This is a genomic window from Rhizobium sp. IBUN, from assembly GCF_000510625.1.
Classification (GTDB): Bacteria; Pseudomonadota; Alphaproteobacteria; order Rhizobiales; family Rhizobiaceae; genus Rhizobium; species Rhizobium altiplani.
Genome location: NZ_AZNV01000033.1, coordinates 18,200 through 40,629, shown reverse-complemented (window position 1 = coordinate 40,629; position 22,430 = coordinate 18,200). Strand labels below are relative to the sequence as shown.

The following is a 22,430-nucleotide window of genomic DNA, read 5'->3' as shown; positions in this document are numbered from 1 at the left end:
TCACCCCGCCGCGGCCAGCTTGATCGCGGCTCGAATGCGCGGATACGTGCCACATCGACAGATATTTCCGGCCATGACCGCATCGATATCGTCGTCTGTCGGCGACGGATTTGCCGCCAGCAGCGCTGTCGCGGACATGATCTGTCCAGACTGACAATAACCGCATTGAACGACATCGATGTCGAGCCAGGCTTTCTGGATCCGTGCGCCTTCGGCAGTCTCACCAATCGCCTCGATGGTGGTGATCGACTTGGACACCGCATCTGCAACCGGCATCACGCACGACCTGACTGGCACGCCGTCGACATGCACCGTGCAAGCACCGCACATGGCAATGCCACAGCCGAATTTCGTTCCGGTGAGACCTATGCTGTCGCGAAGAACCCATAGAAGCGGGATATCGCCATCCACATCGACGGCGTATTTCTTACCATTCACCTCGAGATCGTAAGACATACAACTACCGGCTGAAAGCCGTCCCCCAACGCACATGCAGCTGTGGCAAGCTAGCAGCAAAACGGGGAAATCCGCCAGTTACATTCTTGTGAAGGTTAGGATACGGCGCAACCACAGGGAACATGGTCGGAAGCCTCGGCCATTGCAGAGCTCGCGAGGGCGCAACGCCAGGTTTTGCTATGGAGGTTCGACAACATGCTTGTCATTTGTGGGCTGCGCCAAGCCTTGCAAGAACCTCGCCGGGTATCTGATAAAGCCTTATGACATCCCTATCATTGTGGAAGCCGCACATCTCGCGCTGGATGAACAAGGCCCAGACGGCGTCGGAAGCGTCATCGAGGAGGGTTTGCCTGTCGGTCCCGAAATTGGTCTCCGGCGACCAGGAGGCAAGCCTGGCCAACGCGGCCTCCGTCTTGCGGCCCTGGCGGCCCAATGCGTCCGCCCGCGCGGAAGCGAGTTCGTATTCCAAGGGGCTCAACCCGGTGCTCGACTGTCCTGAGATTGATCGTGGCGGCCTGAGACTCACGATTGCCTCCTTTTCCCGGATATTCAGTTCACCTTGCACCGTGCGATGCGCTGCGGCGACCTTCTCCGACGCCTGGCAACAGGCTCAGTCGGTGTGACACGTTTCTCGCTTCCCTTCGCGCGTCAACGTGGCTTCCTTGCCCTTGATCCAGAATTCCATATCGCTATTGGCGTAACGGCCGCCATCGGCCGAAACGACCTGCGGCAGTATGATCAAGCGTCGTGCGCCCGCAAAGACAAGGATGACACTTCCAGGCGAAACGGTGGGCGAGGAAAAAGTTGCGCTGAGACGCGTACCGGTCGAACACTCGTAGTGCGCTTCGATCGGGCCTGGACTGGCCGCGAAAGCCGGAAGCGCAACAAGCGCAATCATCACGGTCGTCCTCGCGGGCATCACGCCTCCTTGGCCGGGCGGACACATTTCATCTAGTCGAGCCAATCTAACGCGGCGAGGCTCGTGAAGGAAGAGGTGCGTCCCTAGCTGCGCGGGCGCGCCAGAAATTGCACCGGGCCCACATTTCGGGACAAGTTGCTCGCATAGAAATGTCGGACATCCGGACAGCGCCGCGGCGCCGTCCGGACCCGCAGCGGACTTCCGGTAAAACCTGGACCTGCGAGAAGGCATGGCAGGTGGCAGTATCGCCTTTGCCTGATGATATAGTCCGTCCTCGTGAAAGGTTTCAGCCGCTGCCGGCGGCGGCCAGCAGCGTCGCTGCGACGAATACGCCATACTCAGAACCGGCCGCGTATTTTGTCGTAAAGGTCGCGCATATCATCGAGCGCGCGGTCATAAGTGGACTGTCGCGCCGAGGCTTGCAATCGCCCGGCGATCGCTAAACCGAATATCGCAGCGACGGCGGCAACTGTCACCAGGCTGGATACGGGATATAACTTTACGGTCGCTTTTGTCTGTCGGACAGCTACACTAGCGCCGGTCTTGACGGCCGCAGAAGCGTCGGCCACTTGCCTGCGAAGGATCTCCACCTGCGACCGGAGAAGGCTGATCTCCTCATCGGCATTGAACTCGGGTTGCGGAGGAATTCCGATGGTAGCCGTGTTTAAGTCAACCACGGCGCGCGGCACTGGCTCGCCGATCTTGGCGCCGTCAGCAACGAGAGGTCTCGTGGTGGTCTTTTTTTCCGCTGGCATTTTTGTTCTCCGTCCAGATGGTGCTCGAAGAGCGCATAGTGAAATCGGACAGATACGCCTCGCGGCCGCAGATTGTTCCAATCCAATCAGATCGGCTCGCAAAGTGGAACGAACTTGTACTCGCGCAGAGCTTGCGGTTCGTCTTGAAATTCAGAAAAGGCGGGTACTTGCCGTCACTAAACGAGCCCGGCTTTTTTACGGCATTAGAGACGTTTCCGGGACTATTGCTAACCAGTGTTCATGAGCCGCCAGGGCATTAATCTCGATCGCTCCACTGTGGCCGATCGGGTGCTGCCGAGACGTTCGGCAGGTTCTACGTGCCAATTCCGCCCGCACCGCAGAAGCGCAGACAGCAGTCCACGTCGTTGCCGCCTGATCGTCGCAGCTGGCGAGGCTTACTCAAGACACATGCAAAGTCAGCTTTAGAAACTCGATCGTACGCGACCAGGCTAGCTTTGCTGCTCCGGCTGAATAATGCACGCCATCGTTGTCGTCGTCAAAGCCGCGCTCCGTGTTCTCATAGCTGAATATCTCAGCTTTCAGCCCGCTCTCCCTGACAAGATCGACAAAGGCCGGAATCTCGGGATCTACAAACTGATCTTTGCCCGCCAGGTTGAGGAGGAGAGGCGTCTTGTCGGCTAGCGACCATCTCGGTTTGGCCGCCGTCGACGACGTCGAGGCCACGGATAGCAGCTCCGAAATCCGAGACCGTGTTCGGCTTTTCAGACGCACGAGGACGGGGCCATATGCTCGGCATCAATATCGAAACTGACATGCGTCGTGCGGCGTTCAATCATATATAGAAGTTGTCGTTCAGCTTTTTCGACAACCACAAGACCGGGCACATCGTCGGGCGGCTGACGAAGGATCTTGAAAAGATTGGCGAAGTCGCCCATCACGGGCCTTAGGATCTGTTCATCGCACTGAACTGGCGCTGAAAACGGCTGTCGTCGTGCCGCTGACGGCCTGGGTGACAAGCCACTTCGGTGCTTGCCTCCCTTGCCGCGACAATGACGGCGATCTCTTCCTTCCTCATTGGACCGCTGAGCCTGACCGGCCTGATTGCACCCCACCTATCGCCGCTGACCGGCTTTCACCGGAGCCGCGACCACCTGCTCGCAGCGATGCTGATAGGCGCCGGTCTACTCGTACTGGCCGACGGTCATCCCGCGTTATCATATACCCCTACCAAGTGCCCGTCGGCCTGTTCGCCGCGCTGGTCGGAGGGCTATATCTTCTTTGGCTTCTCGGTCGAAAGGAACGGCTTGCCTCATTCTAAGTCGCTGCGGCGCTCCAACTGTGCCAAGGAGATCACTTGCGCACGGCAACTCCACCAAGGCTACATTCCGTAACGGCAGGCCGATGCATCCACGCGCAAGTGTGGCTGTTAGCTATCGCCGCCAACCGATTGATTACCTGATGACTTCGATCACGCGACGGGTATGCGGATCAACAATGACACGTTGCTTGTTGACCACGGTGTAACCGTATGCATCGTTGCTGGGGATGGTGTGGATTTCTACCGAAGACGGCAATTCCGTCCCGACGACGATGTCGCCATCATAAACGACCGACGGAACCTCTTGTTCGGTTATATAGGTCCTTACCTCGCCAGGCACGGTCACGACCGTGGTCTGAGCCGAAGCGGGACCGGCCAAAAAAAGTCCTGTGATTGCCGCTGTCATGAGAGCTTTCATATCTACCTCCATGTGTGAAAAGGGAACTCCCCTTTCACGTGAAGGTGCCCTCACGAAGAGCAGAGCCGATCGGCATTATTGAAGCGTTCGGCTGGCGTCTCCTGGGGGCACTTCGGCGGTCAGGAGGAGCTTGTCGATCCTGCGCCCGTCAAGATCGACGACCTCGAATCGCCAACCGTTCATGACAAAGCTTTCGCCCACTTCCGGCAAATGCTTCATCTCCTCCAGCACGAGTCCGGCAACCGTCTGATATTCCCGGTCGTCCTCGACCTGGAAGCTCATGAAGTCGGCAAACTCGTCGATCGGCGTCCAGCCGGATACGAGATAGCTGCCGTCGTGGCGGCGAACGATGGCCTTCTCTCCAAACGCGTCCTCCTGAACGGCGCCCAAGATTGCTTCCAGAATGTCGCCAGAGGTAATCACGCCTTCGAAGTGGCCGTATTCGTCATAGACCAGCACCATGTGGCAGGGTGAGCGACGAATGGCCTGGATGACATCAAGAGAGCCCGACAAATCCGACACAATCGGCACTTCCTTGGCGAGGGTGGCGACATCGGCATGACCGGACGAAGCAATTGCGTCGTAGAAGTCCTTGGTCAAAAGCACCCCGATGATCTCATCTGAGCTGTTTCTGCGCACCGGCAATCGCGCCTGAACGCTCCGGCGGAGCTGATCTCGGATCTCATCGAAACCGTCCTCGACGTCGATCACCTCGACATCCCGGCGAGGCGTCATCAAGGCTCTCGCACTTCGGTCCGCCAGCCTCATGACACCGGAAATCATCGCCGACTCTTCCGTCTCAATCACACCGGCGCTCTGCGCTTCTGCCAAGACGGTCTTGATTTCCTCGTCGGTGACCATATCGGCGGACTTGCCTGATTGACCAAGAACACGAAGGATCATGCGACCGGAAGCGTCGAGGAACCAGACGAGCGGGGCGGCCAGGCGAGACAGGAACATCATCGCCGGGGCGACTTTGCTTGCCACTGTCTCCGGCGCGCGAAGCGCGATCTGCTTCGGCACCAGCTCACCGACAATCAGCGACAGGTATGTGATTGCGACAACGACCGAGCCGACCCCAAGCGCATCGGCAGCGGTCGGTGAAAGGCCGTGCGTGCCGAGCCAGCCGGCCAGTCTCGCACCAAGCGTCGCGCCTGAGAACGCACCGGACAGCACGCCGACGAGGGTAATGCCGATCTGCACGGTGGACAGGAACCGCCCTGGCTCCTCGCCCAGTCGGATGGCAATGGCGGCCCCCCGGCTTCCCTGGTCGGCCAGCACTTTGAGGCGTGCGGGACGCGAGGATACGACCGCGAGCTCCGACATGGCAAGGACGCCATTCAAGATGGTGAGAATGGCAACGATTGAAATTTCGAGAAACAAAAAAAGGAACCCTGTAATTTACGAAGCTACGCGAAACATAGGCATTCTCCCACAGAACACCAGCTGCAAGCCACCCGGAATGATGGTTTCTTCGCTTATTCCCGGATCGCTGGATTGCAGAATCCCAGATCGCCGGTCCGCACGTCGGACGAGGCGGTTCGTTGGCCACAGAAACCTGAGGCCCCGAAAGGTTGGTTTTCATCTGGTATGAAGCATCGCCAACAGGTTCACGCCGAGACACGGTCCACGCGGCACGACGAAGCCGAGCGTTTCGGCTGACCCTCACCCGCGTCTCCAAGTGCCCGAGCGCGCGGAGCGTCGCGCCATTTCGCGCCTGACCGCATAAGCACTGACCGCGACGAGGATTGCAGCCAAAGCCAGCGCGATCAACACGTGCAAATGAAGTTCCAGCCGGCCGATCAGTATCTCAACGGCGTGTCCGGCCAGGAATCCAATCGCCGTTATTGCGACGCCCCAGATCAGCGCGGCGATCGCATTGAGTATAATGAACTTCCGTGCCGAGACGTTCGAGACGCCGATTGCAACGGGGCTGATCGTTCGCATGCCGTAGATGAAACGAAAGGCGAGGATAAAGCCTGTCGGATGCGCTTCGAGGAGCTTTGTCACTCTCGCGATCGGTTCCGATTCCAGCAGCTTTTGAACATAGGACCACTTGGTGGCGTAGCGACCTGACAAGAAGAAGAACTGGTCTGCAGCAAAGGACCCGAGACACGCGGCCAGAGCGACCTGCCAATATGGAACAAGCTGCCGATGAGCCAGGACACCACCCAGAAACGCTGCCGTTTCCCCTTCAACACCGGCCCCGATAAAAACGGCCAAGACGCCGTATTCGCCAATCAGCCTCTCCAGCAATGCCTAGCCTCCGGCCGCCCAACAACCAGCAATCTGCCCTGAATTGCGTCCTGCAGCAACGTCCGCAGGCGCATGCGAGGCGTGAAGAGCGCCAAGCTGCCATTTCCCGGTTTGTTGCGAAAGTAGTTGCCCCTGAGCACAACGACGCTATCGACCGTCTTTTGCGAAGGGCACAGGGCAATTTGCTGCTCTACAACGAGCTCAGTCGTTTCGCCGAAACAAGCCCGGAAACCCAGATCCGCCTCGCGATCAACTTCAGGCGAATGTCGGAAGTCACACGCGACCCGCATGACCGGGCGCTACCTTTCGTCGGGGCCATGTTCGACACCATTGTCGAGCTTTTATCATCGCAATCTGGTGGCCAACGGTTCTGCCGAACCGCGCCTTCTCCATGACGATTTGCGAAATCTGGCCCTCGACGAATTTGATCGCTTCCGCGCGCTGACGATGCAGTCCTTTCGTACAAGACCCCTGTTCTTCCAGCGGGCCTTGGAGAAGGCGCGCGACGACGTGGGACGTGCGCTCGGAGCTTCGCTAAAGACACTTGACGCTCGGAATTTGACATTCAACCGAGCCGCAAGGTCGATCGTTGACCGCCGAAGGTGCCGTTGCGAAAGCTCTCAGAGCAAATTTTGCATGGCGTGAAATCATCTATTGAAGCAACCCGAAAGGAGAGGGCAATGAGCGACTGCTGCAGAAATCCAGACGTCGGAACGTCTGGCCCGTACGACCCGGGTGAGGTGCGACTATACGGACGTCCTGCAACCGACTGCACCAAAGTTGAGGTCCCTGAAGATCCTTACCCTGACGAGGGGACGGACTGCACCGACAAGAGCAAAAGCGCGCCGAGCGTGAACATTTCGCTGCAATATTGCCAAAAGACAATATGCCTGCCGATAGCAATAGGGCTGCCGTGGTGGCGCGGCTTTGGAGATGGATGCCAAGGCTATCTCAAGAGCATCGGCGTCATCTACGGCGACGCTTACGAAGGGCATTGCTACAAGATGCCGAAACCGGTGATCATGCTGTTGCCGGAGATGCCAAAGACGATCGCATCGGACGATTGCGGCTGTGACTGCGGCTACTCGCCGGCGCTTGGCTACCACGTCTGGCAATTGGACAAAAGACAAAGTGCGGTCACGCTCGATGTCAAGACGGACGATCTCCAGGCGCTCGTACTCGATGAAAACATGCCCGGAAACAGATCGCCGCAGGCCTACTCGCACTCCATGTCCTTGGCACCCATGCGGGCGCGAGAGTAGTCATTTCGGTTTGCGGGTCGATCGTCCGAGCGGCCCGCCTGCCTTGCCACATGGCGCGCGGAACGGTATTTCGCGGTGCGGGCGATGTCCGGCTTGACCGCGCAGCGTGGGGAGAGTGGCATGCAGACAGAGAAAATCGGCTTCATCGGGACCGGGGCAATCAGCGACGCCATGGTCAGGGGCCTGTTGACGAAGCCAGCCGCCGTCGCGCAGGTGACCATTTCGCCTCGCAACGCCGCGATCGCGCAGAAATTGGCTGCGGACTTTTCGGAAGTCTCGATTGCCGCCGACAATCAGGCCGTCATCGACGCGAGCGACTTGATTGTCCTGGCGGTGCGCCCGCAAATTGCGAAGGAGGTTCTCGGCGGACTGACGTTCCGAAAGGGTCAATCCGTTCTCAGTGTCATTGCAGCCACCGATCGCAAGACACTTCTTGAATGGATCGGGGCTGATGTTCACCTCGTCCAGGCAATTCCACTGCCTTTTGTGGCCGACCGCGAAGGCGTGACGGCCGTTTTTCCGCCGGATTCTCGCATTGCGGCGCTCTTTACCGTTATGGGTACCGCGGTCGAATGCGAGACCAAGGAGGAGTACGACCTATTGGCGGCGGCCAGCTCCCTGATGTCGACCGTCCTGGGAATCATGGACATTTCGGCCGCGTGGCTGGAACAACGTGGCCTCACCAAAGGCAAGGGACGCGCCTATATCGCGCCACTGTTTACCAATCTCACGCAGACTGCGCTGCGCTCGAAAACCGTTCCGCTTGAAGAACTTAGCAGCGAGTTTGCGACGAAGGGCGGCCTCAACCAACAGGTGCTGTCCGACTTCGAGAAAAACGGCGGGCGCGATGCCCTGATCCTGGCGCTTGACCGCGTCCTGGCGAGGATACAGGGCGCCAAGGCCTGAAAGATCTAGAAGGTCGGCGGTGTGCAGGCGCTGATGACCTCGCATGCAATCGGCCCGACGCATCGGAACCGGTGCGGTCGCCGGCTTTCGAAATAATAGGCATCGCCCGGTCCAAGGATCCGCCGCTCGTCGTCGACAGTCACTTCGAGCCGCCCGGAAAGAACGATACCGCCCTCTTCCCCCTCGTGAACGAGGGGAACCTTGCCGGTGTCGGAGCCCGGCTGGTAGCACTCCTTCAGGATCTGCAGGCTGCGCCCGAACAGGCTTTCTCCAACCTGACGATAGGAGATCGGCCCCTTGCCGATCTCGACGAGCTCCTCTGCGGCGTAGAATGCCTTTCGCGGCCGCTCCGGTTCGAAGGCAAAAAACTCCGCTAGACCGATGGGGATGCCGTCGAGAATACGCTTCAGTGCCCCGACGGAAGGGTTGGAGGAGTTCGACTCGATCAACGAGATCGTTGAATTCGTGACACCGGCGCGCTTGGCCAGTTCGCGTTGAGAGAGATTGTGCATCATCCTCAGATGACGAAGGCGGTTGCCGATATCGACGGACATGGGGCGCGTTTCACCTGTTGCGAATATCGAAACATATTCAACTTGTGGCTATACATTTCAAGTGCTTACACACGCAAAGAAAAGGACTTGTCCGTCGGCGCAAATCACCCAACATGTCGCCACGCACAATGGAGACTATAGCGGTGGACCAGATCAGCATTTCCAACCGGCCTTCCCTCGATAATTTCTGGATGCCGTTTACGGCAAACCGCCAATTCAAGACCACACCCCGGCTGCTCGCCTCAGCCGAAGGCATGTATTACACGGATATTGACGGCAACAAGGTTCTGGACGGCACGGCTGGCCTCTGGTGCGTCAATGCCGGCCACGGTCGCCAGCGCATCGCGGAGGCCGTTGCTCGCCAGCTGCAGACGATGGACTTTGCCCCGACCTTTCAGATGGGCCATCCCGTCGCCTTCGACTTTGCCGAAAGGCTCGCAAGGATCGCGCCGGGCGGCTTAAGCGCAAAACTCGATCGCGTATTCTTCACCGGCTCCGGCTCGGAATCGGTCGATACGGCGTTGAAGATTGCGATCGCCTACCAGCGCGCCATCGGCCAGGGCACCCGCACCCGCATCATCGGTCGCGAGAAGGGATATCACGGCGTCGGCTTCGGCGGCATCTCGGTCGGCGGTCTCGTCAACAACCGGCGCGTCTTCCCGCAGATACCGGCCGACCATATGCGCCATACCCTCGACATCGAGCGAAATGGTTTCTCCAAGGGGCTCCCGCAGCATGGGGTCGAACTGGCCGACGATCTGGAGCGGCTGGTTGCGCTGCATGGCGCAGAAACGATCGCCGCCGTCATCGTCGAGCCGATGTCTGGATCCGCCGGCGTCATCCTGCCGCCGAAGGGGTATCTGGAGCGTCTGCGCGCTATTGCTGACAAGCATGGCATCCTCCTGATCTTCGACGAGGTCATCACCGGCTTTGGCCGGCTCGGGACGCCATTTGCGACCGACTATTTCGGTGTCGTTCCCGATCTTGTCACCACCGCCAAGGGCCTGACGAACGGCGCCATTCCGATGGGAGCGGTCTTTGCGCGCCGTAAGGTGTACGACGCGTTGATGGTGGGACCCGAGAGCCAGATCGAACTCTTCCACGGCTATACCTATTCCGGTCACCCGGTTGCCAGTGCTGCCGGCATTGCCACATTAGAGATCTACGAAGAGGAAGGCCTGCTGACCCGTGCCGCATCCTTGACCGACACCTGGCAGGAGGCTCTTCACTCCTTGAAGGGACTGAGGCATGTGGTCGACATCCGCAACCTCGGGCTCGTCGGCGCAATCGAACTTGCATCCCGCGACGGCGCGCCTGGTGCGCGCGCCTATGACGTCTTCGTCGACTGCTTCCAGAAGGGACTGTTGATCCGTGTCACGGGCGATACGATCGCGCTTTCCCCGCCGCTGATCATTGAGAGCGGCGAAATCGGAAATATCGTCTCGATTCTCGGAGATGCCCTGAAACGAGCAGAATAGGACCGGCTCGGCGCGTTTCTGTTTGGCGGTCAACCGCCGAGCAGAAACGCAAGGCGTTGAGGTGAGATTCCTGCCAAGCGCATGCGGCCGCGGTCAACATGGTCGGAAAAGGTGCTTCGAACAGTTTGCTTTTTGATCCGGCCGGGATAAGGATCGCCTCATGTGATCAAGGAGCGTTCCATACCGATGTCGAAACCCCGGTTGAGAAGGGAAGCAGATCTCCTTCTGCATCGTGGGACCAGGGCTGCCAGTGGCGACTATCCAGTGAGCCGCGCCCGCAGGCCTGTCGCCGTGCAACGCCTGATCGGCGCGTTGGGAAACATCATGCTGTCCGACGCTGCTCCATTCATGGAGAAGTTTGTCGCGGGGAAAGTATTCCACCTGCTCCAGGAACCGGGCGCCATCGCAAACAAGCCGGCCACCTCTCTGCCCCTGGCTCCGCAATTGCAATTTGCGCTGCGCAATTTGGCTTTGAGGGGTGAACCTTTCGAAGAGGTCGCCGCGGCCATCAACGACGTCGCCAAGAGCCTCGAATGGGTTGCGAGCAAAACCGGCCCGTTTGCCAGCATCAACATAGAACATACGCATGCTCATGCGGTCGTGGCCGGCATATCCGGCGTGGAAGAGCGGAGCGACGTGGCACTCGGCCTCACCATCATGGCGCCTTACAGCCGTTTCCCTGACCACATACAGTATCGCTCCCGCGTATTTCTGGCGCTATCCGACTGCGAGTTCTCCTGCGATGACAAGGGCTGGCAGCGCGGTTCCATCGGTTCGATTTTTTTCAACGAAGCGGGGCACAATGTCGCGATGCGATGCACCGCACGTCCGCTTCTGGCCGCCTGGTGCCATGTCGAACGATAACTGACTGCTTTCTTGCATTGCCTCTTGACGTCTGGGCGCCAAACCTTTGAATTACAAGGGCACTCTAGAGAGGACAAACCCCTGCGCAGCAGCGACACATATACCGGATCAGGCGAGATGGCCGGTCGCATTTACGACCGCGACTGGGAAGCAAGCGGCATCGGTCCCTTTTCCTCGTGGCCGGCCGAACTGAAATCGGCCGTCGACATCATGCTGCCCGCCAAGGCGCAGATCGTCATATTCTGGGGCCGGGATTTCATCGCTCTCTATAATGACGCCTATGCCCCTACAATCGGGCTCAAGCATCCTCAGGCGCTCGGCCGCCCCGCCCGCGAGCATTGGAGCGAATTGTGGAGCGACCTGGAACCGCTCCTGCGACGTGTTCTTGATCACGGCGAGACAGTGGTTGCCAAGGACCGTCCATTCTATATCGAGCGACACGGCTATCCCGAGACTGTACACTTCGACATCTCCTATTCGCCGATCAGGGACGAAGCGGGAAAGGTCGGCGGCGTCATCTGCATCGTCAGCGAGACCACTGAACGCGTCAGGTTTGAGACCGCGTTGCGGGAGAGCGAGGAGCGGTTTCGTGCCATATTCTCGCAAACGGCCGCAGGCATAGGCCAGTCTGATCTCGCGGGCCGCCTGCTCTTGGTCAACAGCCGTTTCTGCGACATCGTCGGATACACGGAAGCCGAGCTTCTGAAGATGCGAGTGCAGGACATCACCTTTCCCAAGGATCTGGACAACTATGTCCAATCGTTCAGGAGGATGGTGGAAACCGGCGAAAGCTTCGACATCGAGAAACGCTACGTTCGCAAGGATGGCAGCCTCGTTTGGGTGGCGAGTTCCATTTCGCCTCTTCGCGACAAGAATGGAGATATACGGCAAACCGCGGCGGTTGTCGTCGATATTACCGAACGCAAGCGGGCTCAGGAAGTCGAACGCCGCCTTGCCGCGATCATTGCTTCGTCCGACGAGGCCATTCTCGGCACCGACCTGAACATGAGGATCACGAGCTGGAATATCGGAGCAGAAAAGCTCTACGGCTATTCGGCTGAGGAAGCGATCGGCCGCTCGGTCATCATTCTGGTTCCGGATGACAGGATTGAAGAGGAGCCTGCGATCATCAGGCAGGTCAGCACCGGTCGGAAGGTCGAGCCCTATGAGACCAAGCGCCGACGCAAGGATGGCGGGCTTGTCGACGTCCTGCTCAGCGTTTCACCAATTTTCGACGCCTATGGCAGGATTGTCGGGGCCTCAAAAATAGCGCACGACATCAGCGCCCGAAAGGAGGCCGAGCGGCTCCAGACAGTTCTCGTGGGCGAACTGAACCATCGTGTGAAGAACGTGCTCGCGACCGTGATGGCGATTGCGCGACAGACGCTCGGACGCGAGGAGGCAACCCGGGCCGGCGTGGACGCTTTCGAGGCCAGACTGGCCTCGATGGCCAAGGCACATGATCTGCTGACACACGGCAACTGGGAGCAGGCCGAACTGGAAGCCGTCATCAAGCAGTCTCTGTCTCACTATCAGCGTGACAGGTTTTCGATCTCGGGCCCGAGCATCCAACTGGCGCCGCGGGCGGTTGTGTCAATCTCGCTGGCTCTGCACGAATTGGCGACGAATGCAGCCAAGTATGGTGCCTTGTCCGCACCGGAAGGCCACGTTACGATTGAATGGTCGCTTGGCGCCGACAACAGGCTGAGGTTGCGCTGGCAGGAAATGGGGGGGCCGACCGTTGCTCCTCCGTCGCGAAAGGGCTTCGGCTCGCGCCTGATCGAAAACCTGCTGGCGGCCGAGTTGAAGGGTGACGTAACGATCAGCTACGACCCAGCCGGCGTCATCTGCGAGGTCGACGCCGCTGTCGGCGCCGGATGGGATCATGATCGTTCGAGCGATCCGGCGCCGTAATGGCGAACACCGCCTGCGTCAGGCGGTGTTCACTTCACAAGCAGCGGCGCCTTGCCTCTCACGCGTTCGTAGAGGTCGATGACGTCCTGATTGAACATCCGTACGCAGCCAGACGAGGCGTTCTTGCCGATCGTTTGCCATTCCGGAGAGCCGTGGATGCGATAGAGCGTGTCCTGGCCGTCCTGAAAGATGTACAGCGCGCGTGCCCCGAGGGGATTGTTCACGCCGGGCTGCATGCCTTGCTTCCACTGTTCGAGTTTCGGATTGCGACTGATCATCGACGGTGTCGGTGTCCATGTCGGATACTTTCGCTTCCACTGAATGATTGCACGCCCCTTCCATGCGCGGCCCTGGGCACCGAGGCTCACACCGTAGCGAAAGGCTCGTCCATCCTTCAGCACCAGGTAGAGAAACTTTTTCTCGGTCTCGACCACGATGGTGCCCGGCGGCTCGTCGGTCGTATAGTCGACTTCCTGGCGCAAATAGTCGGGATGGACCGCTGCGTAATTTATCGCCGGCCAACGAAACTCTCCCTCGTCGACTTCGGCATAGGCGATGGAATAGTCCGGCTTCTCGGAAGCCCGCTCCACCGGCTGGATCTCATGCTGCGGATCTGGTTCGGGCGCAATCGTCTCAATGGAGGGAGCCGGGGCGGTTGCGACAATTCGTTCTGAGGGAAGCTGCGTACAAGCAGCAAGAAGTGAGGCGCCGGCCGCTGCCAACAGCGGTCGGATCAAGGATGTGGCATGCAATTTCAAAGATTCCGATTCATGTTTCAGTCAGGCAAGACATCCCTACTCGCTCATACCGTGGCTGAAATGTGTTTTCGGTCATCAGAAATGCAGGACGAGGTCGCGTTAAGGCGAGACTGTTGAAAGAGGACAACAATTGGCTGTTGCCCATAGCCACGGCGAGGAGCTCGCGGTTTCTCCCAATCCGCGCTATGCCGTAATCCGAAATCCGGAGGGGACGCTCTCAGGGGATACCGGTTCGGCCTCGACAGCTTGCACCGACGCGCCGGGGGGGCCTTTCCAAAATTCCTTCAGCATCGCCGAGACAGCCGTCTCCGGCCCCGCAATAAGCGCCGTCACGGATCCATCGGTCTCGTTGCGGACCCAGCCCGCAAGGCCGAACTCCTCGGCCCGGAACCGTGTCCAAACGCGAAAACTGACGCCCTGGACCAGACCGGATATCCGCACCCGAAAGGCTTTTGAATTCCCGCCCATGCTTGCCTCCGTTGGTCCGCGCCTTGTAAGCAATCTGGCGCACGAGGAGAGAATTCAAGCACTGCCGGCGCCGCCGCTTGCGACCGCTGTTAAGCATCATTTGCTATTGCGCGATTTTCAACGCCATAACTGCTTGTTCCGCTGGACTGAATCGAATGACGCGCTACATTGGTAAGTGCTTCAACTTGAAGGGATCTCGATCATGCGCAGGCTTATCGCAGTGACTTCAGTGCTCCTCCTCAGTTTCGCCGGTTCAGCCTTTGCGCAAGCAAATATGGGGATGGACAGCAGCGGCCGCCTTGACGGATCGCCGCCGCTTGGAACCTCGCCTGATACTGAAGGAACAGGTGGAGGCGGGTTCTCGATACCGATCGACTTTGGCACCACGACGACAAGCACCAACTCCATACAGTGGACCGGTTGCCCCGAGGGCCAACACCGAGCGGTTCGGGGTGGAACCAACACCCTTACCAATCAGGCGTGCCGGAACAACAATTGAGCAATCACTGCTAAAACGTCCCCCGCGCGCCTCGCTGGCGGTTCGCGGGGAACTTCTTTTGTGCTAGGGGAACCGCGCAACGCGAGGCACGACAGACATGCTCCCCTGGGTCCAACTGGATTCCGCGCCCATCCCCGGAGAAAGCGGCGAATTGCGCCTCAAGCAACGAGGCAGCGAATTTTCGATCATGCTGGGCTCGAACGAGCTGATGAACAGCCGCCTGAGCGGCTCGGAGGAGGCGCTCGCAACACTTTCCCGTGATAAGATCGCGGGACGTCCTCGCCCGAACATGCTGATCGGTGGTCTCGGAATGGGCTTCACGCTGCGTGCCGCCCTCTCGGTCCTACCGGCGGATGCATCCGTCACGGTTGCAGAGCTGGTGCCGGCGGTGGTGCAATGGGCACGCGGTCCGATGTCGGCGGTTTTTCAAGGGTGTCTCGACGATCCGCGCGTCGCCATCCATCAAGGCGATGTCGGCGAACTGATCCGGCAAAGCAAGGCGAAATTCGACGCCATCCTGCTTGACGTCGACAATGGGCCGGACGGCCTGACGCGTCGTTCGAACGACAGCCTCTACGATTTCGCTGGCCTGCGTTCCGCACGCGATGCCTTGCGACCCGGAGGTGTTCTTGCCGTCTGGTCATCCGGGCCGGATGCCGGTTTCACCCGTCGGCTTCGTGACTGCGGCTTTGCCGTCGAGGCCGTCAATACGCGCGCCAACGGAAAACGCGGAGGCGCGCGTCATGTCATCTGGCTGGCCGTCAAGTAGTTCAGCTTGACTGAACGCGTCGAGCGGCGGCAATCGCGCTCGCGGCGCCCGAGCGTAGCTGTTGCGTGTCGGCCCCGGCAATGACGAGATCGAAGCCCATCTTCAACAATTCTCCGGCCCGCTCGCCGTTACTGCCGAAGACACAGCCGAATTTGCCGTGAGCACGGCAACGGGCGATGAGGTGCTTGAGAACGCCGTCGACCTCCGCCGTGTCAGGTGCCAGCTTGGTTCCATTTGACAGGGCAATCGAGAGATCGGACGGGCCGACGAAAATACCGTCAATTCCCTCAACACGCATGATTTCATCCGCAGCATCAAGGGCTGCACGCGTCTCGATCATGGCAATGGCCACGGTCTCATCATTCGCGGTCGCGAGATACTCAGCGGCCGAAAGTCCCGTGTGGTTGATCGCCAGCGTCGGCCCCCAGCTGCGCTCGCCGGCCGGGGGATACTTGGTGGCCTTGGCGAAGGCCTCGGCGTCAGACACCGAATTGATCATCGGCGCAATAATGCCCGAGGCTCCCGCATCGAGAAGACGCGAGGCCGATGCAAAATCACCGACCGGAATTCGGGCGAGCACCGGCTTGCCGGCAAGCCGGCCCTGGCCAATGCCAACGGCTGCCGATCCGATATCCCAGACGCCATGCTGCATATCAAGCACGATGGCATCGAAGGCCTCTTGCGCCAGATGATTGACGAAAAGCGGATCGGGAATGCCGATCCACGCGGAGATCAATCCGCCCCCACCGCCTCTGATCCGCCTTGCGAAGCCGTCGATCGTCGTTGCGCCAGTCATGCCATGCTCCTTTCGCGGTTTAGCCAGCCGCGCGCTGCTTTTCCTGATGGAAGTCCTCGATAAATGCCTTTTCAAGCAGGATGCCGTCCCACTCATCGGCAAAGAATGGTGAATCGTAGATCAAGGTATAGGGTCCGCCGTAACCTGCCGTCCGGCACGCTTCCAGGCACTTGCGGTAGTCCGCGCTATCAAGCCCCGCTTCATTGAAATTGGCCTTGGCGTGGCAGAGTTCCGCACGGCGCATGATGTCGGAAAGCCCTGCGTATTTTTCAGGCGCAGCCCAGTTTCCGAGGTCGCCATTTAGGCCGACTTTGCCCTGCAGTGTATCGAGCAGCCAATTGGTTTCCTTCGGCGAAGGCAGAAGGTCGAACCAGTTCTCTGTGACAATGCGCACGCCGCCGTTCTCGGCCTGCTTTCCAAGCCAACCGAGATGGCCCGCGGCCCGCTCAAGGTTTTCTGCGGTCGGCATCTGCTTGCCGGCGATCACCCGCATGTTCCTGGCGCCAAGCGCTTCCGCGACCCCAATCCAGCCGGCAATCCACTGAATGTCGCGTTCCGCGGTCTCTGGATGGCTGGGATCGCCATCTTCGACGAGGAGTGTCTGAAGCAGGATGCCGGCGTCCTGAAGCGCTGAGCGCATCTCCGCGAGATAGGCGGCTTCGATGCTTGGCAGATGGAACGAGCATATCTCAAGCCGCCCGATGCCACGCTTGGCAAGTTGCCCGGGAATGTCGGTCAGCGGGGAACGCCCCGGCCCATATGGCTCCTTGGGCGCCGCACTTTTTTCCGGATCGGGGCTGTAGGGATAGACGGGGCCCAGCAGCCGATGCAGCGACCAGGTCGAAACTGCAAAACGTCCATCCTCCAAATTGCTTTCAGTCATGTTCTCCTCCCGGGAGCAATGCCTACGGTCTCACGTAAATTCTTCGCGGATAACTGTCTCCGCCGAAAGCGCCGCGCCAAGGAGCGCTTCGTCCCGCTTGCCCACGGCAGAAAGCAGGAAGCCGACGGGCATGTCGGCATCTCCCGTCCCGCAGGGGATCGATACGCCGCACCAATCGAGGAAGTTGCCGAAAAGCGTATTGCGCAAGGTCTTCCCGTTGGTTGCGAAAAACAAATCGTCGTCGGCTTCCAATGGCGCGATCGGCGGCGCCACATGGGCGACCGACGGAAACGCAACGAAGCTGTCACCGACAAGGCTGTCGACGTCGGCGATCAACCGCTCGCGGGCTTCGAGGATGGCCAGATAGGCCGCAAGCGTGGTCTTCTCGCCCAGTCGAGTGCGCACGACCACGCGGCGATCCATGTCGTCAGCCGCAGGCCCAGCCAATCGCTCGCGGTGAAGCACATAGGCTTCGGCCGTGACCAGGGCACCATATCGAGCCATCAGCGCCAATATCTCGTCAAAAGCCGGGATCTTGATCCGGCTGATCGTTGCACCCTCCGCCTCCAGCCAATCGACCGCCGTCTCGAAAGTTGCGACCACGCCAGCTTCAGCACCATCGAAAACGATATTGTCAGGGATAACGATGTCCAACTCCTTGAGTGGGCGAGCGGTTATTGACGGCGCTGACGCGCCTCGCATTCCCGCGTCGATCCACACCGCATCCTGAACGGTCCTGCAGAGCGGACCAAGCGAATCCAGGCTCTTTGCCAGCGGGAAGACGCCTGCCATCGGATAGCGACCGCGCGTTGCCTTGTATCCGACGATACCGTTGAGGGCAGCCGGGATGCGCACGGAACCTCCCGTGTCCGTCCCCATCGCCACCGGCACGAGGCCAGCTGCCACCACAACGCCAGCGCCGGAAGATGAGCCACCCGGAATGCGCGGCACATCGTTGCTGCGTGGATTGCGCGGCGTGCCGTAGTGTGGATTGAGGCCGAGCCCGGAGAAGGCGAACTCGCTCATGTTCGTGCAGCCAATCGAGACCATGCCCGCCTGTTTCAGCGTTGCTACCACAGAAGCGTCCGCCTGCGCAGCCGGCTCTCTGGCCAGTACTGTCGACCCGGCCGTCGTTGTCCGACCCTTGATGTCAAACAGGTCCTTCCAGGCGATCGGTATGCCGTCCAGCATTCCGCACGAGCGACCCTCTCTCATTCGCTTCGATGAGGCCTTCGCCTCTTCCGTTGCACGATCCTTGAAGATTGCCGTAAAGGCCGCCTGGTCGGCATAGGCCTCGATGCCGTCGATAACAGCTTCCGTCACTTCGATGGGATCGACCGTTGTTGTTTGAATGAGGCTGGAAAGCTGCGCAATGGACATCGCGCCAAATGATTTGGTCATGGGGGCATCCGCATTCTGACTGATCATCCGACCTAAGCTGAATTTTGTCGAGGAGCCAAGCCCTCAAAGTTCCAAATCAAACCGATTGGTTCGATTTTATGAACACTGCGTTTGTGTATCCGGCCTTCAATCGAGGTCCAAAAGAACACACATGCGTGTTCGTGCTGTTCGCCGGCGAGAGGACGATCATGTGTCGGTGCACACATCAGTGTAGGAGTTAACAAAATGACAAACAGCGAGAGTTGGAACGCGGCGCGTGGCGACGTGGCACACCACCACGCGACAGATAACGAGTCGAACGGCATGGGTGAACGCGAATACGCCGAGCACGTTGGTGCACACAAACCTTCACTATCAGAACGCTTCATCGTTCTTGCGGCCTTTGCGCTACTAGGCATTGCAGGACTGACAGTCCATTTCACGGCCCCCATGGCATCGGGCCTCGACACGGCAGCTGTCGGGTCAATCTCGGATTCATTGCCCTCGGTCGATTATTGCCGGGAGCACAGCCCATACCCGGACAGGTCCTGCTGAGGACCTGTCGAGTTCCGGGCATGGACAACCCTCCCCCATGATATAGTTATGCACGAGGGGAGGATCGTCGATGCCCGATGAGATTGATTATGATCTGGATCGCTTCGTTCATGCGCAGAATGGTGCCTACGAGCGAGCGCTTTCGGAATTGAGAGCCGGACACAAGCGATCCCACTGGATGTGGTTCATATTTCCCCAGATTGCCGGGCTCGGCTCATCATCCATGGCAGAGAAATACGCCATCCGCTCGGCGGAAGAGGCCACCGCCTATCTCGCGGACCCCGTCCTCGGTAGCAGACTATTGCGCTGTGTCGATGCCGTCCTTTCGATCGAGGGCAAATCCGCCCATGAGATCTTCGGGTCTCCTGATGATCTCAAGCTGCGGTCGTCCATGACCCTCTTTGCGGCGATCAGCGAGCACGGGTCGGCTTTTCACAAAGTCGTTGATCGGCTTTATCGCGGCGAGTTCGACGACCGCACCATTCAGCTTCTGGACGCCAGTAGCTAGAGCTGTTCAGGGCGCGCGCGAGCGCTCCAGCGTGTCGATCTCGCTTGAAATTTCGCTGAGCTTCTCTCGCAGCTCTTGATCGGTGCCATCATCGATCTCTTCGTCACCGAAGCAATCGCGCGCCTCATAGAGCTCGAGCTTCGCCTCGAGCTCGGCTCGTTTTGCATACAGACGATGGAGATAGAGATAGTCCATGCCTTTACTTCCCGCATCTTCCGAAACGGTCATAAAGCCATATGGTTCCCGCCGATCGGCGGGCGCCATCACGCAAAGGCGGCGATGGCAGCGTTGCAGGCCTTGGAGAAATGATTGCAACATGTGTCGTTGCCCATAGCTTGCCGCGTAACGCGAGCCCCCTCCAGAAGGAGCGTCAGTGTATCGGCCAGCAGCTTCGGTTCGCGCGCATCGGCTGCTCGACAGAGCGCTTCGAGCCGGTCGCGCTGCTCAGCCTTGTGGCGCTCGATCACGCTATAGGCGGGATGCCCCTCACCTTTCAGCTCAATGGCTGCATTGGCGAGATCACATCCGACGCGCTCGCCGCAAAGGCTTTGCGTTCGCGCTTCGATCCATGCCCTGAGCTGCGCCTTCGGGTCGCCGGGATGGGTTGCCTCGAGATCGCGCCAGATTGCTTCGGCTCTTTCCGAAGCCCGGCGCAGCGTCTCGCAGACCAGCTCGTCCTTGGAGCCGAAATGCCGGTAGAGCGTCATCTTGTTGGTCAGCGCAGCATCTGCGATCGCATCCACACCGATGCCACGGATGCCGTGCTCGCGAAAAAGCTCGGCGGCGGTGGAGACGATGCGCTCCCGTGGCGGGATCTTCTCGTCAGTGTTTGCGGGAGACAGCAGGCTCAATGATTCTGATTTTTTCGCGGACAAGGTCCTTGACATCCATGTGACCGATCGGTAACAAATGCATTGTTACTTACCGGTAACACCACTCTCTGCCGAAGTCAACGTGGTTGATTGGATCGGAGCGGGGTGGAACACGGGCTACCGCCCACGAAAGGAGGCAAACCATGAGCAAGACCAGAGACGACCTGACCATTACCGAAGCCCTTCACGACCCCCTAATCGCCATGGTGCTCCGTGCCGACGGCGTGAAACTTGACGATTTCAAGCGTCTGCTTGAGACGGCCGCCAGGAAGCGCGAACAGCGAACCTCTCCAGTGGGCAAGTTTCTGAACGTGATCCCCAACAACAACCCGGCTGCCATGTGCAGCTACTGCTGAAGTTTCGGGCGCTTCCCTGCCCCTGTGAGAGTCGTCGCTGGCCAAGCGACGGCTCTTTTCCTTTGAACTGTTGTTTTTAGAGCAAGTCGTATTTCAAGTTGGCGAGATAGTCGGGGTTGGCGACAGCATCGATCCCGGCGATCTTCTCCCCGTCGAAGGTCAGAAGCAGGACGACGCGCAGGTGTCCCCCCACGACCACCACCAGCCCGAACTCTCCATCGATCATCGCCGGCTGCGCCGCCTGAGCCCGACCCCTGAACGTCTCTGCCACCGCGTCCGCGCCGAAAAGCTCGCCAACCGAAGGGTTGTACCGCATCGCCGCAGTGTCCGGGGTGAACACGACCTGCGGATCGAGGATTGACAGCAACGCCCTTATGTCACCGAGGCGCGAAGCCGCAAGGAATGCGTGGACGATCTGCTTCTTGCGCGCTGCGTCCGCCTCCGGCACATCGGTCTTGCCTTGAACCCGGCGGCGAGCACGGCTTGCCAGTTGTCGCGTTGCCGCCGAAGAGCGTTGAATGATCGGCGCAATGTCGTCGAAGGGGAGATCGAACATATCGTGCAGCACGAAGGCAACGCGCTCGGCCGGCGCCAATGTTTCGAGGATAACGAGTAGCGCCATGCCGACGGAGTCTGCAAAAGCCACTTCCCGCTCCGGATCAACGGTCTTGGACGTGTCGGCCAGGCGTTCATGGACGGGTAGATCGAACGGCTCTTCCCGGCGTGTCTTTCTCGACCGGAGCATGTCGAGGCAGATGCGCGCCACAACCGTCGTGAGCCAGCCGCCGATATTGTCGATCGCGTCAGCATCAGAGCGGCCGAGGCGCAGCCAGGCCTCCTGAACTGCGTCGTCGGCCTCGGCGCGGGAGCCCAGCATGCGATAGGCGACGGCGCCCAGATGCGCCCGATTCGCCTCAAATTCTCCGGCCAGCCAATTTTTCTCATCCATTGTCACATTCCTCCACGGTGTTCCGTCAACTCCATGACGAACAAAAGCCGGCCGATGTGACAGCACGGCCGACGGCGTCAGTTTGGAAAACACACCATGGAGAAACGTGATGCAAGCAAGAATGGGAAATCCGGCGATCGTCATTCCCGACGCAATGCAGGCGCTGCATGCCCTCGGGACGATACCCGCCAAAACAGGTCTGTCGCCAATCCTTTTGGAACTCGTCAATCTACGCGCCAGCCAGATCAATGGTTGCAGCGTCTGCATCGACGGACATCCACGGATCGCCAAGAAGGCTGGCGAGACGGACGAGCGCCTGTTTGCCGTCAGCGCCTGGCGTGACACGCCCTATTTCACGCCGGCCGAACGCGCAGCCCTTGCGCTGACGGAGGCGGTCACCCGCGTCAGCGATCGCGCCGACCCAGTGCCTGACGACATCTGGGATGAAGCCACGCGGCATTTCGACGGCAAGAGCCTGGCAGCCCTCGTCATCGCCATCGCCAACATCAACGTCTGGAACCGGCTGAACATCGCCACCCGTCAGATTGCCGGTGAATGGAGGCCGTAAACGGAATC

At 59.6% G+C, this 22,430-nt stretch carries 28 protein-coding genes and 3 pseudogenes; 14 read left to right on the top strand and 17 right to left on the bottom strand.

What is annotated here, in order from left to right; translation table 11 throughout:
• The 5 genes from RHIBUN_RS0124560 to RHIBUN_RS0124540 all read right to left on the bottom strand — a co-directional run bounded on the left by RHIBUN_RS0124560 (position 1) and on the right by RHIBUN_RS0124540 (position 2,814).
• On the bottom strand, positions 1-456 hold the full coding sequence (locus tag RHIBUN_RS0124560) for a (2Fe-2S)-binding protein (RefSeq protein ID WP_025661608.1): 456 nt from the start codon (positions 454-456) through the stop codon (positions 1-3).
• Positions 457-658: 202 nt separating this feature from the next.
• Positions 659-982 carry a DUF6665 family protein gene (locus RHIBUN_RS0124555; RefSeq protein ID WP_025661607.1) on the bottom strand — a complete coding sequence of 108 codons (324 nt, stop codon included), beginning with the start codon at positions 980-982 and terminating at the stop codon, positions 659-661.
• Positions 983-1,066: 84 nt separating this feature from the next.
• On the bottom strand, positions 1,067-1,375 hold the full coding sequence (locus tag RHIBUN_RS0124550; RefSeq protein ID WP_025661606.1) for an MliC family protein: 309 nt from the start codon (positions 1,373-1,375) through the stop codon (positions 1,067-1,069).
• 338 nt (positions 1,376-1,713) lie between these two features.
• Entirely contained in the window at positions 1,714-2,130 is a 417-nt protein-coding gene (locus tag RHIBUN_RS0124545) for a hypothetical protein (RefSeq protein ID WP_025661605.1), read from the bottom strand.
• Between the two features lie 399 nt (positions 2,131-2,529).
• On the bottom strand, positions 2,530-2,814 hold the full coding sequence (locus tag RHIBUN_RS0124540) for a dienelactone hydrolase family protein (RefSeq protein ID WP_025661604.1): 285 nt from the start codon (positions 2,812-2,814) through the stop codon (positions 2,530-2,532).
• A gap of 56 nt (positions 2,815-2,870) precedes the next feature.
• On the opposite strand from RHIBUN_RS0124540, the pseudogene RHIBUN_RS37500 reads away from it, so the two are divergent.
• A pseudogene (locus RHIBUN_RS37500) lies at positions 2,871-3,118 on the top strand (ABC transporter transmembrane domain-containing protein); the annotation flags it as partial.
• Position 3,119: 1 nt separating this feature from the next.
• A pseudogene (locus RHIBUN_RS0124530) lies at positions 3,120-3,409 on the top strand (iron chelate uptake ABC transporter family permease subunit); the annotation flags it as partial.
• A 133-nt stretch (positions 3,410-3,542) separates the two neighbouring features.
• Here RHIBUN_RS0124530 and RHIBUN_RS0124525 read toward each other — a convergent pair.
• From RHIBUN_RS0124525 to RHIBUN_RS0124515, 3 genes are all read right to left on the bottom strand, one after another.
• Positions 3,543-3,827, bottom strand: coding sequence for a DUF1236 domain-containing protein (locus RHIBUN_RS0124525; RefSeq protein ID WP_025661602.1), 285 nt, complete (start codon positions 3,825-3,827; stop codon positions 3,543-3,545).
• Positions 3,828-3,902: 75 nt separating this feature from the next.
• Positions 3,903-5,210 carry a hemolysin family protein gene (locus RHIBUN_RS0124520; RefSeq protein WP_025661601.1) on the bottom strand — a complete coding sequence of 436 codons (1,308 nt, stop codon included), beginning with the start codon at positions 5,208-5,210 and terminating at the stop codon, positions 3,903-3,905.
• 282 nt (positions 5,211-5,492) lie between these two features.
• On the bottom strand, positions 5,493-6,083 hold the full coding sequence (locus RHIBUN_RS0124515; RefSeq protein ID WP_025661600.1) for a DedA family protein: 591 nt from the start codon (positions 6,081-6,083) through the stop codon (positions 5,493-5,495).
• Positions 6,084-6,229: 146 nt separating this feature from the next.
• Here RHIBUN_RS0124515 and RHIBUN_RS37495 point away from each other — a divergent pair.
• The 3 genes and pseudogenes from RHIBUN_RS37495 to RHIBUN_RS0124495 all read left to right on the top strand — a co-directional run.
• Positions 6,230-6,741, top strand: a pseudogene (locus tag RHIBUN_RS37495) (hypothetical protein); the annotation flags it as partial.
• A 22-nt stretch (positions 6,742-6,763) separates the two neighbouring features.
• Entirely contained in the window at positions 6,764-7,345 is a 582-nt protein-coding gene (locus tag RHIBUN_RS0124500; protein WP_025661597.1) for a hypothetical protein, read from the top strand.
• 120 nt (positions 7,346-7,465) lie between these two features.
• Entirely contained in the window at positions 7,466-8,251 is a 786-nt protein-coding gene (locus tag RHIBUN_RS0124495) for a pyrroline-5-carboxylate reductase (RefSeq protein ID WP_025661596.1), read from the top strand.
• Between the two features lie 5 nt (positions 8,252-8,256).
• Here the strand turns inward: RHIBUN_RS0124495 and RHIBUN_RS0124490 are convergent, their stop codons facing one another.
• The gene (locus RHIBUN_RS0124490) at positions 8,257-8,805 is read right to left on the bottom strand and encodes a cupin domain-containing protein (RefSeq protein WP_025661595.1); all 549 of its coding nucleotides are present in this window, start codon (positions 8,803-8,805) and stop codon (positions 8,257-8,259) included.
• Between the two features lie 143 nt (positions 8,806-8,948).
• Between RHIBUN_RS0124490 and RHIBUN_RS0124485 the strand changes: the two genes are divergently transcribed.
• From RHIBUN_RS0124485 to RHIBUN_RS0124475, 3 genes are all read left to right on the top strand, one after another.
• Entirely contained in the window at positions 8,949-10,283 is a 1,335-nt protein-coding gene (locus RHIBUN_RS0124485) for an aspartate aminotransferase family protein (protein ID WP_025661594.1), read from the top strand.
• 186 nt (positions 10,284-10,469) lie between these two features.
• Positions 10,470-11,147, top strand: a complete 678-nt coding sequence (locus RHIBUN_RS0124480; protein ID WP_025661593.1) for a dimethylsulfonioproprionate lyase family protein — start codon at positions 10,470-10,472, stop codon at positions 11,145-11,147.
• A 117-nt stretch (positions 11,148-11,264) separates the two neighbouring features.
• A complete protein-coding gene (locus RHIBUN_RS0124475) occupies positions 11,265-13,061 on the top strand; it encodes a PAS domain S-box protein (RefSeq protein ID WP_025661592.1) in 1,797 nt (598 codons plus the stop codon).
• A 29-nt stretch (positions 13,062-13,090) separates the two neighbouring features.
• Here RHIBUN_RS0124475 and RHIBUN_RS0124470 read toward each other — a convergent pair whose 3' ends face one another.
• Both RHIBUN_RS0124470 and RHIBUN_RS0124465 read right to left on the bottom strand, forming a co-directional pair.
• A complete protein-coding gene (locus RHIBUN_RS0124470) occupies positions 13,091-13,813 on the bottom strand; it encodes a L,D-transpeptidase (RefSeq protein WP_025661591.1) in 723 nt (240 codons plus the stop codon).
• A 189-nt stretch (positions 13,814-14,002) separates the two neighbouring features.
• The gene (locus RHIBUN_RS0124465) at positions 14,003-14,287 is read right to left on the bottom strand and encodes an acylphosphatase (RefSeq protein WP_025661590.1); all 285 of its coding nucleotides are present in this window, start codon (positions 14,285-14,287) and stop codon (positions 14,003-14,005) included.
• 202 nt (positions 14,288-14,489) lie between these two features.
• Here RHIBUN_RS0124465 and RHIBUN_RS37490 point away from each other — a divergent pair, with 202 nt between their 5' ends.
• Positions 14,490-14,786, top strand: coding sequence for a hypothetical protein (locus tag RHIBUN_RS37490; protein ID WP_084659806.1), 297 nt, complete (start codon positions 14,490-14,492; stop codon positions 14,784-14,786).
• Positions 14,787-14,883: 97 nt separating this feature from the next.
• The gene (locus RHIBUN_RS0124460) at positions 14,884-15,555 is read left to right on the top strand and encodes a hypothetical protein (RefSeq protein ID WP_025661589.1); all 672 of its coding nucleotides are present in this window, start codon (positions 14,884-14,886) and stop codon (positions 15,553-15,555) included.
• A 1-nt stretch (position 15,556) separates the two neighbouring features.
• Here the strand turns inward: RHIBUN_RS0124460 and RHIBUN_RS0124455 are convergent, their stop codons facing one another.
• The 3 genes from RHIBUN_RS0124455 to RHIBUN_RS0124445 are packed head-to-tail and all read right to left on the bottom strand — an operon-like array spanning position 15,557 to position 18,635.
• On the bottom strand, positions 15,557-16,351 hold the full coding sequence (locus RHIBUN_RS0124455) for an aldolase/citrate lyase family protein (protein ID WP_025661588.1): 795 nt from the start codon (positions 16,349-16,351) through the stop codon (positions 15,557-15,559).
• 19 nt (positions 16,352-16,370) lie between these two features.
• The gene (locus RHIBUN_RS0124450) at positions 16,371-17,234 is read right to left on the bottom strand and encodes a TIM barrel protein (protein ID WP_025661587.1); all 864 of its coding nucleotides are present in this window, start codon (positions 17,232-17,234) and stop codon (positions 16,371-16,373) included.
• Between the two features lie 30 nt (positions 17,235-17,264).
• Positions 17,265-18,635 (bottom strand): amidase, encoded by a 1,371-nt coding sequence (locus RHIBUN_RS0124445; protein ID WP_025661586.1) that lies wholly within the window; start codon positions 18,633-18,635, stop codon positions 17,265-17,267.
• Positions 18,636-18,860: 225 nt separating this feature from the next.
• Between RHIBUN_RS0124445 and RHIBUN_RS35650 the strand changes: the two genes are divergently transcribed.
• Complete coding sequence (locus tag RHIBUN_RS35650; RefSeq protein WP_084659804.1) at positions 18,861-19,169, top strand: hypothetical protein; 309 nt, start codon at positions 18,861-18,863, stop codon at positions 19,167-19,169.
• A 70-nt stretch (positions 19,170-19,239) separates the two neighbouring features.
• Positions 19,240-19,677 (top strand): DUF1810 domain-containing protein, encoded by a 438-nt coding sequence (locus RHIBUN_RS0124440; RefSeq protein WP_025661585.1) that lies wholly within the window; start codon positions 19,240-19,242, stop codon positions 19,675-19,677.
• A gap of 6 nt (positions 19,678-19,683) precedes the next feature.
• Here RHIBUN_RS0124440 and RHIBUN_RS0124435 read toward each other — a convergent pair whose 3' ends face one another.
• Both RHIBUN_RS0124435 and RHIBUN_RS0124430 read right to left on the bottom strand, forming a co-directional pair.
• Positions 19,684-19,872, bottom strand: coding sequence for a hypothetical protein (locus tag RHIBUN_RS0124435; RefSeq protein ID WP_025661584.1), 189 nt, complete (start codon positions 19,870-19,872; stop codon positions 19,684-19,686).
• Between the two features lie 68 nt (positions 19,873-19,940).
• A complete protein-coding gene (locus tag RHIBUN_RS0124430; protein ID WP_025661583.1) occupies positions 19,941-20,564 on the bottom strand; it encodes a TetR/AcrR family transcriptional regulator in 624 nt (207 codons plus the stop codon).
• A gap of 128 nt (positions 20,565-20,692) precedes the next feature.
• Here RHIBUN_RS0124430 and RHIBUN_RS0124425 point away from each other — a divergent pair, with 128 nt between their 5' ends.
• Positions 20,693-20,905, top strand: coding sequence for a hypothetical protein (locus tag RHIBUN_RS0124425; RefSeq protein WP_025661582.1), 213 nt, complete (start codon positions 20,693-20,695; stop codon positions 20,903-20,905).
• A 76-nt stretch (positions 20,906-20,981) separates the two neighbouring features.
• Here RHIBUN_RS0124425 and RHIBUN_RS0124420 read toward each other — a convergent pair whose 3' ends face one another.
• Positions 20,982-21,854 (bottom strand): sigma-70 family RNA polymerase sigma factor, encoded by an 873-nt coding sequence (locus RHIBUN_RS0124420; protein WP_025661581.1) that lies wholly within the window; start codon positions 21,852-21,854, stop codon positions 20,982-20,984.
• Positions 21,855-21,963: 109 nt separating this feature from the next.
• Here RHIBUN_RS0124420 and RHIBUN_RS0124415 point away from each other — a divergent pair, with 109 nt between their 5' ends.
• Positions 21,964-22,422: a carboxymuconolactone decarboxylase family protein gene (locus RHIBUN_RS0124415; protein WP_025661580.1), complete on the top strand. Its 459-nt coding sequence runs from the start codon at positions 21,964-21,966 to the stop codon at positions 22,420-22,422.
• Positions 22,423-22,430 lie beyond the last annotated feature (8 nt).

Bases quoted from the DNA above. Each gene is read 5' to 3' on its own strand.
- RHIBUN_RS0124420 (WP_025661581.1), bottom strand. From the start codon at position 21,854: ATGGATGAGAAAAATTGGCTGGCCGGAGAATTTGAGGCGAATCGGGCG.
- RHIBUN_RS0124475 (WP_025661592.1), top strand. From the start codon at position 11,265: ATGGCCGGTCGCATTTACGACCGCGACTGGGAAGCAAGCGGCATCGGT.
- RHIBUN_RS0124445 (WP_025661586.1), bottom strand. From the start codon at position 18,635: ATGACCAAATCATTTGGCGCGATGTCCATTGCGCAGCTTTCCAGCCTC.
- RHIBUN_RS0124425 (WP_025661582.1), top strand. From the start codon at position 20,693: ATGAGCAAGACCAGAGACGACCTGACCATTACCGAAGCCCTTCACGAC.
- RHIBUN_RS0124440 (WP_025661585.1), top strand. From the start codon at position 19,240: ATGCCCGATGAGATTGATTATGATCTGGATCGCTTCGTTCATGCGCAG.
- RHIBUN_RS0124460 (WP_025661589.1), top strand. From the start codon at position 14,884: ATGCTCCCCTGGGTCCAACTGGATTCCGCGCCCATCCCCGGAGAAAGC.
- RHIBUN_RS0124455 (WP_025661588.1), bottom strand. From the start codon at position 16,351: ATGACTGGCGCAACGACGATCGACGGCTTCGCAAGGCGGATCAGAGGC.
- RHIBUN_RS0124500 (WP_025661597.1), top strand. From the start codon at position 6,764: ATGAGCGACTGCTGCAGAAATCCAGACGTCGGAACGTCTGGCCCGTAC.
- RHIBUN_RS0124435 (WP_025661584.1), bottom strand. From the start codon at position 19,872: ATGGACTATCTCTATCTCCATCGTCTGTATGCAAAACGAGCCGAGCTC.
- RHIBUN_RS0124465 (WP_025661590.1), bottom strand. From the start codon at position 14,287: ATGGGCGGGAATTCAAAAGCCTTTCGGGTGCGGATATCCGGTCTGGTC.
- RHIBUN_RS0124415 (WP_025661580.1), top strand. From the start codon at position 21,964: ATGCAAGCAAGAATGGGAAATCCGGCGATCGTCATTCCCGACGCAATG.
- RHIBUN_RS35650 (WP_084659804.1), top strand. From the start codon at position 18,861: ATGACAAACAGCGAGAGTTGGAACGCGGCGCGTGGCGACGTGGCACAC.
- RHIBUN_RS37490 (WP_084659806.1), top strand. From the start codon at position 14,490: ATGCGCAGGCTTATCGCAGTGACTTCAGTGCTCCTCCTCAGTTTCGCC.
- RHIBUN_RS0124480 (WP_025661593.1), top strand. From the start codon at position 10,470: ATGTCGAAACCCCGGTTGAGAAGGGAAGCAGATCTCCTTCTGCATCGT.
- RHIBUN_RS0124560 (WP_025661608.1), bottom strand. From the start codon at position 456: ATGTCTTACGATCTCGAGGTGAATGGTAAGAAATACGCCGTCGATGTG.
- RHIBUN_RS0124550 (WP_025661606.1), bottom strand. From the start codon at position 1,375: ATGCCCGCGAGGACGACCGTGATGATTGCGCTTGTTGCGCTTCCGGCT.
- RHIBUN_RS0124495 (WP_025661596.1), top strand. From the start codon at position 7,466: ATGCAGACAGAGAAAATCGGCTTCATCGGGACCGGGGCAATCAGCGAC.
- RHIBUN_RS0124450 (WP_025661587.1), bottom strand. From the start codon at position 17,234: ATGACTGAAAGCAATTTGGAGGATGGACGTTTTGCAGTTTCGACCTGG.
- RHIBUN_RS0124490 (WP_025661595.1), bottom strand. From the start codon at position 8,805: ATGTCCGTCGATATCGGCAACCGCCTTCGTCATCTGAGGATGATGCAC.
- RHIBUN_RS0124545 (WP_025661605.1), bottom strand. From the start codon at position 2,130: ATGCCAGCGGAAAAAAAGACCACCACGAGACCTCTCGTTGCTGACGGC.
- RHIBUN_RS0124430 (WP_025661583.1), bottom strand. From the start codon at position 20,564: ATGTCAAGGACCTTGTCCGCGAAAAAATCAGAATCATTGAGCCTGCTG.
- RHIBUN_RS0124525 (WP_025661602.1), bottom strand. From the start codon at position 3,827: ATGAAAGCTCTCATGACAGCGGCAATCACAGGACTTTTTTTGGCCGGT.